This window comes from Streptomyces sp. NPDC052107 (assembly GCF_040680215.1).
Taxonomy (GTDB): domain Bacteria; phylum Actinomycetota; class Actinomycetes; order Streptomycetales; family Streptomycetaceae; genus Streptomyces.
Genome location: NZ_JBFAWG010000014.1, coordinates 91,759 through 104,265, shown reverse-complemented (window position 1 = coordinate 104,265; position 12,507 = coordinate 91,759). Strand labels below are relative to the sequence as shown.

Here is a 12,507-nt window from a genome sequence, read left to right as displayed (position 1 = left end):
CGGCCCAACCCCAGCCCAACCACCCGAACCAGCCCCCGACATCCGGCCGGCCCAACCCCAGCCCAACCACCCGAACCAGCCCCCGACATCCGGCCGGCCCAACCCCAGCCCAACCACCCGAACCAGCCCCCGACATCCGGCCAGTCCGGTGTGTCAGATCCCGGTCGATCAGTGTGTGCGTGGTTTCTTGACGGAGATTCAGTGCGTGTCGTCAGCGCAACGCGGGCTCGTCCAGAGTCAACGTGCCTGCGTCCGCGTCGAGTTCGGCTGGCACACCGAACGGAACGGTCACCGCGTCGTCGCAGTGCCCGAATCCCAGCTCCTCCACCACCGGCACCCCGAGTCCGCCGAGCCGGTCGGCGAGGACCGGGCGCAGTTCCTCGTAACGGCCGCAGTCGCGCCAGGAGCCGAGCCCGATCCCGGTGACCCCGTCGAGCCAGCCGGAGCGCACCAACTGGGTCAGCATCCGGTCGACGCGGTACGGCGCTTCGGCCACGTCCTCCAGGAGCAGCAGCCCGCCCCGTGCACCGGGCCGGGCGTACGGGGTGCCGAGGTCGGAGGCCAGCAGGGCCAGACAGCCACCGAGCGTGATCCCCCGGGCCCGGCCGGGCGCCAGCCCTGCCCCGGCCGAGGTCAGGGTCCGCACGCTCTCCGGAGCGAACAGGGTGGAGCGCAGATGCTCCTGTGCGCGGGCGCTCTTGATGAAGTCGACCCCGGCGGCGGCCGGTCCGTACAGGCTGACCAGGCCCAGCCGGGTGGCGAACGCCTGGTGCAGCACGGTGACGTCGCTGAAGCCCACGAACACCTTGGGACCGGCCGCCCGCATCGCGTCCCAGTCCAGCAGGTCGACCATGCGCTGGGCGCCGTACCCGCCGCGGGCGCACAGCACCGCGGCGACGGACGGGTCGCACCAGGCGTTCTGGAGGTCGGCCGCACGGTCGGCGTCCCGGCCGGCCAGGTAGTCGAACTCCCCGTGCCGGTCGAGCACATGGGGTGCCACGACCGGATCCAGGTCCCAGCCGCGCAGCACGTCGAGCCCCGCCTGGAGCCGTTCCTCGGGCACCGGCCCGCTGGGGGCGACGACGGCCACCCGGACGCCCGGGGCCAGCCGCTCCGGGCGCGTCAGTTCCTTCACGTGTGCAACCCCAGTCTCGGCACATCGGGCACGTCCAGCTTGAACACCTGGGCGTACAGGGACATTTCCGCCTCCAGGGCGCGCACCATGGTCTCCGCACGCCGGAACCCGTGCCCCTCTCCCTCGAAGGTGAGGTAGGCGTGCGGCACGTCCCGGTCGGCGATCCGGGCGAGGAAGCGTTCGCACTGGGCGGGCGGGCAGATCACGTCGTCCAGGCCCTGGAGGAGCAGGAACGGCGCGGTGAGCCGGTCGGCGTGGGTGGTCGGCGAGCGGTCGGTGTACCGGGCGGGCACCTCGGCGAGAGGGCCGATCAGCGACTCCAGGTAGCGGGACTCGAAGTCGTGGGTCTCCCCCGGGCCCCAGGTGGCCAGGTCCAGCACGGGGTAGATGATGGTGCCGCAGGCGTAGACGTCGGTGGTGGTCAGGGAGGCGGCGGTGGTCCAGCCGCCCGCGCTGCCGCCCCGGATCGCGATCCGGGCGGGATCGGCGGTGCCCTCGTCGGCGAGGGCGCGGGCGACGGCCGCGCAGTCCTCGACGTCGACCACGCCCCACTGCTCACGCAGCCGCTCGCGGTAGGCCCGGCCGTAACCGGTGGAGCCGCCGTAGTTCACCTCGGCGACGCCGATGCCGCGCGAGGTGAAGTAGGCGATCTCCAGGTCCAGCACGAGCGGCACCCGGCTGGTGGGGCCGCCGTGCGCCCAGATGACGTAGGGCGGCAACTCGCCGTCGGGCGCGGTGTGTTGGGGGTGGTGCGGCGGGTAGACGTGGGCGTGCACCTCGCGGCCGTCGGGGCCGGTGAAGACGCGGAGCTGCGGCTCCGGGTAGTACGCGGGGTCGACGGCGTCCCGGTGCCGGGCGCCGATGGCGCGGGCCCGGCCGGTGACGGTGTCCAGCTCGACCACCTCGACGGCGGTGCGCGGGCTGGCCCCGATCGCGACCACCCGTGCGCCGTGGGCCGCGAGATGGGCCGAGAACTCGGTCCACGGGCCGGCGGCGTCGACGATCTCTCCGGATTCCGGATCCAGGATGCCGAGTACGGTCGACCCCTTGCCGTGGACGACCGCGATCAGCCCGTTGCCCAGCGGCGCGAACCAGCGCAGGCCGAGCTGCCACAGGGGGCCGCCGAACTCCTCGTGGCGCGGGCACAGCGGGGTGCCGTCGCGGTAGAGGTTCCACCAGCCGCTGCGGTCGCTGCTGTAGAGCAGCCTGCCGTCGGCGGCCCACTCCACCTGGGCGACGGCCTCGTCCGGTCCGCCGGCGACGCTACGCGCGTCCCGCAGCGTGCCGTCGTCGCCTACGTCGGCCACGAGCAGCTCCGTGCCGTCCCACGGCATGCGCGGATGGTCCCAGGCGAGCCAGGCGGCGCGGCGGCCGTCGGGGGCGAGGCGCGCCCCGGTGACGAACCGGTGCCGGCCGTCGGAGAGTTCCCGGACGGCGCCGCGGTCCTCGGCGGCCGAGCCGTCCAGTGGTACGGCGGCGAGGACGCGCCGCACGTCACCGGGACCCTCCCCGGTGAACTCCTCCAGCACGCACCACACTTCACCGCGCGCTACGTCCACGCGCGGTTCGGCCCACCGCAGCCCGCCGCCCACGGGCGACACCGGGGTCAGCGGGCGCGGCTCGCCGCCGGGTTCGTACCGGTAGAGCCGCTGGTCGGCGAAGTTCACGAAGACGACGAGGGGTTCCCCGTCGCGTACCACCCCGGCCCAGGGCCGGCCGCCGTACTCGATGACCCGGCTGCGCACGTTCCACGGCGCGGGCAGCACCGACTCCTCGGTTCCGTCGGCGCGGCGGCGTACCAGGGCGCGGCGGCCGCCCTCGTTCGGCCGGGGTTCGGTCCACCAGGTCTCGTCCCCGACGAAGCCCGGCCACTCCGGCCGGCCGTCGTGCGCGGCGGCCAGGGCCGCGTCGACGGGCGACGGCCAGGATCCGTACGGTGTCTTCAGCATCTCGTCCCCCATCGTCTAGGCCGTCCGCAGGAACCGGTCGAGCACCCGGACGCCGAAGTGCAGCGCCTCGACCGGCACCCGCTCGTCCACGCCGTGGAACAGCGCCTGGTAGTCGAGGCCCTCGGGCAGCTTCAGCGGGGCGAAACCATAGCCGGTGATGCCGAGCCGGGAGAACTGCTTGGCGTCCGTGCCGCCCGACATGCAGTACGGCACCACGTGCCCTTCGGGCGCGAACTCCTCGACGGCGGCCCGCATCTTCGCGTAGGTCGGCGAGTCCACGGGCGCCTGCAGGGCTACCTCCCGGTGCGCGAACTCCCAGCTCACGTCCGGTCCCGTCAGATGTTCGAGGGTGGCGGTGAACTCCTCCTCGCCGCCCGGCAGATAGCGCCCGTCGACGTAGGCGACCGCCTCGCCGGGGATCACGTTCAGCTTGTAGCCGGCGTTCAGCATGGTCGGGTTGGCGCTATTGCGCAGGGTCGCCTCGACCAGCTTCGCCGCCGGGCCGAGCTTCTCCAGCAGCTGGTCCACGTCCGTGAGGTCGGGCTCGACGCCGTACAGGGCGGCGAGTTCGGTGAGCGCGGCCCGTACGGTCGGGGTGAGTCTCAGGCGCCACTCGTGCTCGCCGATGCGGGTGACGGCGGCGGCCAGCCTTGTCACCGCGTTCTCCTTGTTCACCTTGGAGCCGTGCCCGGCCCGGCCGCGCGCGGTGAGCTTGAGCCAGCCGGTGCCCCGCTCCCCCGCCGCGATGGGGTAGAGCTGCCGGCCGGCGCCGTCGTGGAAGGTGAACGCGCCGGACTCGCTGATGCCTTCGGTGCAGCCCTCGAACAGCTCGGGGTGCCGGTCGGCGAGGAACCCGGAGCCGTCCTCGGCGCTGGCCTCCTCGTCGGCGGTGAACGCGACGACGACGTCCCGGCGCGGCCGTACGCCCTGCCGGGCCCAGGACCGGACGACCGCGAGGATCATCGCGTCCATGTTCTTCATGTCGACGGCGCCCCGCCCCCACACCACTCCGTCGCGGATCTCGCCCGAGAACGGGTGCACGCTCCAGTCGGCGGCCTCCGCGGGCACCACGTCGAGGTGACCGTGCACCAGCAGCGCGTCGGCGGAGGGGTCGGTGCCCTCGATCCGGGCGACGACGTTGGTCCGGCCCGGCGTCCGCTCCAGCAGCACGGGTTCCAGTCCGGCCCCGGCCAGCCGCTCGGCCGCGTACTCCGCGGCGGGCCGCTCCCGGCAGTCCCCGCCGCCCCGGTTGGTGGTGTCGATGCGGATCAGCTCCGAGGTGAACTCCACGACCTCGGTGAGGGCCGGCTCGTCGGCCTGCTGGTCAGCCATACTGCTCCTCCACGGCGGCGGAGACGATCGTCGTGACCGCCTTGAACGTCCGGATCCCCTCGTACATCGTGGCGCTGGTGTACGCCACCTTCCGCTCTCCGATGCGCGCGACCCCGGGCACGACGGTCGCGGCCGTCGCCAGGTGCTCGGCGTCGAACTCCACGGCGACCGTGAACGGCCCCGCCTCGACGGGCTCGTGGCGCACCGCCAGCCGTGCGGCCTCCTTGGCGGCGGCGCGGATGTCGGCGGCCGTACGCGCAGGCGTCCGGCACACCGCCGCATACCGGGACACGTGGTCCTTCACGGCGACCTTCAACGCCTCCGGCGCGTAGCCGAGCGCGTCCTCGCAGGCCACGTCGTCCCCGGTGACGAGGACGACGGGGACGCCGTACTCGGCGACGACGTGCGCGTTGAGCAGGCCCTCGCTGGCGCGGACGTCGTTCAGCCACACCCCGGTGATCTGGTTGGCGAGGTAGGTGTGGGCGAGGACGCCCTCCGCGCCGGCGCCCGCGTGGTAGCCGACGAACGCGATGCCGTCGACGTCTCCGCTTTGCACGCCCTCCACCATCGACAGCGCCTTGTGCCGCCCGGTGAGCATCTCGACCCGCTCGTCAAGCCGCTCCAGCAGCAGGTTGCGCATGGTCCAGTGGGCCTCGTTGACGAGCACCTGGTCGGCGCCACCGTCGAAGAAGCCCTCCACGGCGGCGTTCACGTCCGAGGTGAACATCGACCGGCACCGCTCCCACTGCGGCGTCCCGGGCAGCACGTCGGCCGGCCAGGTGACGCCCGTGGCCCCCTCCATGTCGGCACTGATGAGGATCTTCATGGTGCGCACGGTACGCGCCGAACGGGAACCGGGCTACGGTCCCCGTCGCCGCGTCGTATTGCGGCTCACTCCGTTTGGAGACGACGCCCTACTCGTCGAGGAACTGATACGCCTCGCTCGCGGCCTGGATCACCACGGTGCCGTCGCGGACCTGCCACTCACTCATGCCTTCGACCTCGTGGCTGACGAAGAACAGACCGGTGATCAGGTCATCGTCGTCATCGGAGGCCGGAATCCGCGCCACGCGCCGTAGTCGATCCAGGAACCAGTCGACGGACTGAGCGCGCATCTCGGCCCCGAAGAAAACCCAGTTGACGAAGTTGTACTGCCTCGGGGGAAAGGCCCAGCCACCGCTGTACGTCCGGTCAGGATCGTCCGGTTCAACGATCTCTCTGACCTGGGCGAGCTGCCGATCATCGCACTCCAGCCAACCCCTGATCCTAACGAAGACACCCACGACGATCAGCCCCTGACCTTACACCCACGAGCCCCCGGCTCACTGACCGGCCAGCGGACCGATGTCGATGACCGCCTGCATTCCGTATCGCGAATCATACCGCCTGATCGCATTCAGTACATCCCTGGAGGGCTCGCTGTCGAACTGAAAGTACGGCGTTCTGCCCGAGGCCGCAGCCACCTCGTACATTCGTTTTGCCGAATTTCGGAAGCCGCTACCGATCTTGAAATTCCCGGGTTTCGCGGATGCGACATACTCGTCACTGACCGCATCGAATTCGACATCCTTGAGGTTCAGGAACTCGACTTGGGCCCGACCGCCGAGTTTGTTCGCCAACAATTGTGCGTTCGGATCGAATTGCTTGGTCGAGTTGACCAGCATGCCCAGTCCGCCGTTCCCCGACAGCAGGCCCGGCTCCGGCGCGGTCCTCGCCGGAGGCGCTTCCTCCTCCGCGGCGCCGGCCCCGGCCAGGACGAACGGCAGCATGTCGCAGAGCGAGCCCGCCGCGCAGGGGTTCTCGGGGATGTCATCGACATCCGCCCAGGTGTGGTAGAAGTGCGAGAGTTCCAGGCATCCGCCCTGGGTCATGTCCTGGCTGCACCTCCCGCGGAAGTAGAGCTCGACATTGACCGCATAGGTGTACAGCGGGTTGTAGTCCCCCTGGTCCGCCATCTGCGCCACGCTCGGGTATTTCTGCTGGAACATCTGGACGGTTTTCAGGGGCGGCACCGGAACAGGGGCAGGACCGTCCCCATGGCATCCGTCGCAGTAATGGTCGCCGGTGCTGCTACCGGTGCAGGAGTGCGTGTCGCAGTAGTGGCTGGAGCCCTTGTAATTGCTGGATTCCGGGTCGTTCTCTGAGTGGTAGTCGCCGTACGTGCCGTTGCTGCCGGAGCAGTAGTTGGACGGATAGCAGGATTCGAGGCCGGTGGGGTCGCTGCCGGTGACGGGGTTGTCGGCGGCGTAGGTGTATCCGCCGAGTTCCTGGGGGCTGGCGGCTTCGAAGACGGGGTCGAGACTGATGAAGCTGCCGAGGGTCGGGTCGTACTTGCGGGCGCCGATGTCGGTGTAGCCGGTGGAAGCGTCCTGGGGCTTGCCCAAGTAGGAGTGGGTGGGGTCGGGCCAGGTGGTGGTGTTGGTGCTGGCGCGGGGCTGGCCGTAGGGGGTGTACTGCTGACGGGCGACCTGCTGGGTGGTGGTGTCCATCGCCAGGGAAGCGGTGCCGTGCGGGTCGTTGAAGAGATACTTCGTGCCCCCGCCCGCGAGGCTGGAGCGGACTGCTACAGGGGCACCCGAGCCGCCGTGGCTGTAGGTGCGGACGGCGCCGAGCAGCACGTTGGGGGTGACGCCGGTGTTGACGATGATCTCGGTGTCGCCGGCGAACAGGGTGGTCTGGCCGGGGTCGCGGCGGATCAGCTGGTTGCCGTCGGCGTCGTAGAGGTACTTGGTGGTGGTGGGGCTGGCGCCTCCCGTGTCCACCTGGGCGAGGTGGTTCTCGTCGTCCCAGGTCAACGTCTGGCCGGGGCCGCTGGTGGGGGTGCGGGTGTGGAGGTTGCCGATCTCGTCGTAGCCGAACCTCGTCGGGTCGGTGCCTCCCGTGGTGGCGGTGAGGGTGTGCGGCTGGGCGCCGGTGCTGTTGCAGCCGGTGGTGCAGCCGTCGGTGTAGGTCGTGGTGCTGGTGGTGCCCGATCCGCCGACGGCGTGGTCGACGCTCTGCTTGCGGTCGCCGACCGCGTCGTAGCTGAAGGACTGCCAGTACGAGCCGGCCGTGGTGGACAGGGTGCTGCTCGTGGGCGGATTGGCCGCGCAGTTGTCCTTGGCGGTCCAGGCGTCGGTCAGCCGGTCGAGCGTGTCGTAGCTGTAGCACTGCTGGTCGGTGACGGTGTTGCCGGTCTCCGACTGCTGGTCGGTGGTGGAGGTCGGGTTGCCGGAGGCGTCGTAGGTGTACTTGGTGTCGTCCACCGTCGGACCGGGGGCCTGGGTCCGCTCCACGAGACGGTCGGTCGGTCGTCGGGTCTGGTCGTCGTAGCTGTAGGTCGCCCAGGCGGGGTTCGTCGACGGGCCGAACGTGACCCGGGAGAGCTCACCGTAGTTGCTGTAGACGGTCGCGCCGACGTAGGTGCTGATGCTGCTGGCCGTGGTCGTCGGGTTGCCCAGTGCGTCCCGGCCGTAGGTGATGGTCTCGCTGTTCAGGCCCTGGGTGCGCGGGTCGGTCTGTGTCTTCGGCAGTTGGTCGTTGGTGGTGTACGTATAGGTCGTGGTGTACGTCGACGGCAGCGGGGCCTCGGAGGCCGGCAGCGTGATCCTGGTGCCGGTCGGTTTGCCGAGGGTGGTGTAGCCGGTGGTGGCCACCGTGTACCCGCCGGTCGTGCCCTGGACGTAGCGGGTCGACGAGGTCGGCAGGCCGGTCCGGAGGGTGTCGTAGGTCCAGGAGGCGAACTCGAAGTTCGACTTGGACTTGTCGGTGGCCGTGAGCTTGCGGCCCAGCAGGTCGTAGGTGTAGTCGAGCTCGACCTGCTTGGCATCCGTGGTGGACGTCAGGTTGCCCGCGTCGTCGTAGCCGTAGCTGCTGCCGCCCGCGTCCGGGTCGGTCTGGGACTTCTTGTGTCCCAGCAGGTCGTAGCCGAAGGTCCACACGGCCTTGTCGGGCCCGGTGACCCGGGTTTGCTGTCCGGCGCCGTTGTAGCCGTAGGTGGTGGGTGAGGGGCTGCCGCCGGTGGCGGTGAAGCCTGCCGCGGCGGACCCGCTCAGTGTGGGCGCGGCGGTGTACTGGTCGAGCTCGGTGGTCTGACCGCGTGCGTTGACGACCGTGGTGGTGGCGACCCCGCCCTTGGGCGGCAGGACGGTGGTCTTGTCCCCGGTGTAGGCGGTGGTCGTCGTCCAGGTCTTGGCCCCGTCGTGTTCCTCGGTGACCAGGTCGGCCCGGCCCTGTCCGTCGTAGTCCGTGACGGTGGTGTCGGGGATGGAGACCTGTGAGACCGATATCAGGCTGTTGCCGGGACTGCCGGCCACGTTGTAGGCGTTGTTGGTGACAACCGTCCAGCCGTGCGAGTCGTATTCGGTGTCGGAGACCGTGGTGGTGGAGTTCTCCGCGGTCGCCTGTACCTGCAACGGACGCAGCATCGCGTCGTACAGCGTTTCGCTGCTGCCGTAACCACCGCTGTCCAGCAACGTGTTGGAGGAGACGACCGAGGGGGCCGACTGTGACAGGGCGTAGGTGTAGGTCGTGTTCGCCGGGGCGCCGTTGGCCTTGATCTCGTTGGGCAGCCATACACCGGTCATGCGGCCGAGCGCGTCGTAGGTGAGCGAGGTGAGCAGGCCGGCTGCGTCCGTCTTGGCCGTGGGCAGGCCCCGTGCCGGGTCCAGGGCGCTGCTCGCGAGCTGGCAGTCCTTGGACGACACGGTCACCGTGGAGCAGTCCACACCGGGTGCGACCTGGGTGATGGTCGTGCTGCTCGTGGGGAGCGCGCCGGTGGTGGGGTTGTAGGAGGTGAAGACGGTCTGGGCGAGGCTCTTGCCGTCGGGGGAGACCGAGTGGGGAGTACGGACGGCCTTGATGGTGCGGCCGTACGAGTCGTAGGTGGTGGCGGCCTGGTCCACGAACGCGGTGGCGGTGGCGCCGCTGGCGGCTGAGGCCTGCTGGTCCAGCGTGGCGTCGCCGACCTCGGGGAGTGCCGGATTCTGCTGGCCGTCGCCGTCGTAGGCGAAGGCGTTGTGGTCGTAGGAGGTACGGACGTCGGAGAGCAGGGCACCGCTCGGGGTGGCGCCGGCGCTGGAGCAGTCCTGGGACGTGGAGATGACCTCTGCGGGCAGCACCAGGGTGCTCGGGCTGCCGGTGAGGTAGCGGGTGTAGGTGCACTTGGAGACGTTGGCGCTGTCGGTGGTCTCGCCCCGGTCGTCGACCTGCACCGGCATGCCGGTGGTCGACTTGCCCAGCGTCCGGTTGTAGAAGGTGTCGGTCTCGGTCTTGCGCCAGCCGTACGACACGGCCTGGCGGGTCAGCGTCTTGGCGGGGCGCACCATCTGGGCCGTCAGGTCCGGCAGACCGCTGCGGTTGCGGCTGGCCGTGGGACCGATGATGGTGGGCACGTTCACGACGGCCTTGCTCAGGCTGCCGCCGGAGGCGGAGTAGGTGTCGGTCTCGAAGGTCTGGCCGGCCAGCGCGTCGTCGTCCGCGACCGAGGTCGCACCGTCCTGGCTGGTCAGATCCGGCACCGCACGGGTCTTGCCGCCGGGCAGCGTGTCGCCGTTCATGCCCAGGAAGTAGTACGTCTTCGCGAGCGTCTTCTGGTCGTGGACCTTGGCGCCGTCGGTGTAGTGGAAGACGTTCGGGTCTCCGGTGGTGACGTCCACCTCCGGGTAGCCGCGGAACTGGCCCCAGGTGCGGTTCTTGGCCTTGACGAGCTCGTTGTCGTCGTAGTGCCAGCCGGGGTTGCCCTTGTAGGCGTAGTCGGTCTCCAGCTCCGGCTGGGTCCCGTCCTGGTAGGAGTTGTGCGGGTCGGTGGTGACGACCGAGGTGACCTTGTACTTGTAGAACCAGTCCATCCACGGCGCGGGCTGCCCGTCGGGGGTCCAGTACACCGGGAAGCAGGACAGGGTGTTGGTGGAGGCGAAGGTCCGGGCCGCCGCGTCGGTGGGGTCGTTCGGGTCGCTGGCCGGGGCGCTGGAGCAGTCGGGCCGGTCGTAGGTGACCGTCGTCTCGGCGCCCGTCTCGGTGGTGACCGTCTGGATCCGGTCGTGGTACATCAGCGGCATTTGCGGGATCGTGCCGACCCGGTTGGGCAGCTGCAGCGGCGGGTCGAAACTCACCGCCGGTGTCGAAGCGCTGCCCGACGCGCCGCCCAGGGTGTCCAGGCCGGTGTGCTGGACCGAGTCCAGCCAGAGTGTGGGGGCGTGGTCGCCGCCGTCGGGGAAGGACTGGGTGAAGGTGTACTTGTCGACCTGCTTGGTGGTCCCGCCGGTCTGGACCTGCGTGGTGATGGCGGTCAGGCGCTTACGGGACCAGAAGCTGGGACTGTGGTTGGTGCAGCTGGAGCCCGAGGTGCAGTTCAGATCGATCGGCACGTCCGGCCAGTAGGCGGCGTCGGCCGCGTTGAACTGGCTGTCCGCGCACGTGTTGCCCGACGGGGTGCCCGGGATGCAGCGCTCGGCGGTGTCGAAGAGGATCTGCTCCGGTGCGGTGCCGGAGTAGACCGTCGAGGACGTCATGCCGTAGTCGATCCGGGACAGGGTGCCGCCGCGCGTGTAGGCGACGGCGGTGTCCTTCGTGTCCGCGCCGTAGTAGCCGGTCTCCGGGCTGTAGTACCAGGCGGTGGCGTTGCCGTGCGAGTCCACCACGTAGTCCAGGTTGAACCGGTAGCCCAGCGTGCAGGCCGTGTCGGCGAAGGTCGTGCTGTCCGGACACGCCGACACCCCGCTGTGCGCGTGGTAAACGGGCTGGGTCCACGCGGACTTGGTCTCGTCCTTGCCGCTGGACCAGCCCGGCAGCCGGTTCAGGCCGAAGAAGTACTGCACCCCGGCCTCGGTGACCTTGAAGTACTCCTTGTTGTCGGTGCCGTTCGTGGCACCGGTCAGGTCCTCGATCTTGGTGGTGGAGTCGTCGGCGGCGGGGCGGAAGGTCTTGGTGGCGTCGTCGTAGACGATGTCGGTGGACTTGCCGTTGAGCGAGAGGGTGAGGATCTGTCCCGCCCAGCACTGGTCGCCGTCGTTGTCCGGGGCTCCGGAGGAGGAGTCGTCCTTGCAGGACTTGTAGGTGCGCTCGATGTAGTCCTCGGTGGTGTTCCAGCCGTCTCCCAGCCAGGAGGACTGGTTGTTGGTGCCCTCGGTGCGCGCGTCCTGGGTGGAGGAGCTGTAGGACAGACCGACGTTCGGTGCCGCGCCGCCGATCGCCGGGGGCACCGAAATGGGGTAGCTGTAGGTGAAAGCGCCGGTGTTCCCCGAGACCGACCAGGAGCCACCCGGCGACAGGCTGGTCGCCGAGTAGTCGCCGGAGGAGCCCGACGTGCCGGAGGTCGCCGCCATGACCACCATGGAGGTGGACGACGCCGTCGCCGAGCGGGCGGGGACGCCGGCTCCCGGACCGGCGGGTGCTGCCGCGGGCACGGACACCTGGGCGGACAGCGGCGTTCCGGGTGCGGTATGCACCGCGGTCTGGGCCTGGCACTCGGTCAGCTTCGGCGTGGTCAGCGCGCACGCGGGCAGCTGGACCAGGTGCAGGCGCGCGGCGAAGTCACCGCCGAAGGCGTAGCGGAACGAGGAGTCGTCCACCCGCAGCGAGACCTTCCCGCTGCCAGGGCCGGTGCGCCGCAGGGTGAAGAGCAGGCCGTGGACGCCGGCGGCGCGCGCGGTCTTCTGGTCCAGCACGGTCACCCGCACGCGCTGTGATCCGGTGACGGCGGTCGCCTGCGGCCGCACGCCCGCGCCGGCACCCAGCAGGACGGGCGTCCGTCCGGCCCGTACCTGGGTCGCCTTGGCGGTCAGCCGCGTGGTGGCGGCCGCGACGGGCAGGGTGACCACTGCGCTGCCCGGTGCGGGCGACTTGGCGTGCGCGGTGGGGTCGAAGTGCTTGAAGCCCTTGTGCAGGGGGACCCGCTCGGGCGTCTCACGGGTGAAGGGGATCCGCTTGTCGTGGGGCACGGCGGGAGCCGACACGTGGTGCTGCGTCGTGGTGGCCGCCGTGGCCACGCCCGTGGGCAGCAACCCCGCGATCAGAGCGCCGGCCGCGGCCAGTGTCGTACGACGAAACCCCGTTCTTCGCACCATGGTGTGCGTTCCCCTCCCCGAACCATGGACACCCAACTCGCCCTGA

At 70.3% G+C, this 12,507-nt stretch carries 6 protein-coding genes; all 6 read right to left on the bottom strand.

Translation table 11 applies throughout. The features are described 5' to 3' along the window. Positions 1-211 precede the first annotated feature (211 nt). The 6 genes from AB0M27_RS18200 to AB0M27_RS18175 all read right to left on the bottom strand — a co-directional run bounded on the left by AB0M27_RS18200 (position 212) and on the right by AB0M27_RS18175 (position 12,461). Entirely contained in the window at positions 212-1,135 is a 924-nt protein-coding gene (locus AB0M27_RS18200) for an LD-carboxypeptidase (protein ID WP_365722851.1), read from the bottom strand. Continuing rightward, the gene (locus AB0M27_RS18195; RefSeq protein WP_365722849.1) at positions 1,132-3,096 is read right to left on the bottom strand and encodes a prolyl oligopeptidase family serine peptidase; all 1,965 of its coding nucleotides are present in this window, start codon (positions 3,094-3,096) and stop codon (positions 1,132-1,134) included. The genes AB0M27_RS18200 and AB0M27_RS18195 overlap by 4 nt, the downstream gene beginning before the upstream one ends. 3 nt (positions 3,097-3,099) lie before the next feature. After that, positions 3,100-4,416, bottom strand: coding sequence for a M20/M25/M40 family metallo-hydrolase (locus AB0M27_RS18190; RefSeq protein WP_365722847.1), 1,317 nt, complete (start codon positions 4,414-4,416; stop codon positions 3,100-3,102). Continuing rightward, positions 4,409-5,242 carry a M55 family metallopeptidase gene (locus AB0M27_RS18185; protein ID WP_365722845.1) on the bottom strand — a complete coding sequence of 278 codons (834 nt, stop codon included), beginning with the start codon at positions 5,240-5,242 and terminating at the stop codon, positions 4,409-4,411. The genes AB0M27_RS18190 and AB0M27_RS18185 overlap by 8 nt, the downstream gene beginning before the upstream one ends. Positions 5,243-5,330: 88 nt before the next feature. Further along, positions 5,331-5,699 (bottom strand): hypothetical protein, encoded by a 369-nt coding sequence (locus AB0M27_RS18180; protein ID WP_365722843.1) that lies wholly within the window; start codon positions 5,697-5,699, stop codon positions 5,331-5,333. 39 nt (positions 5,700-5,738) lie between these two features. After that, positions 5,739-12,461, bottom strand: a complete 6,723-nt coding sequence (locus AB0M27_RS18175) for an RHS repeat-associated core domain-containing protein (RefSeq protein WP_365722841.1) — start codon at positions 12,459-12,461, stop codon at positions 5,739-5,741. Positions 12,462-12,507: the final 46 nt, after the last annotated feature.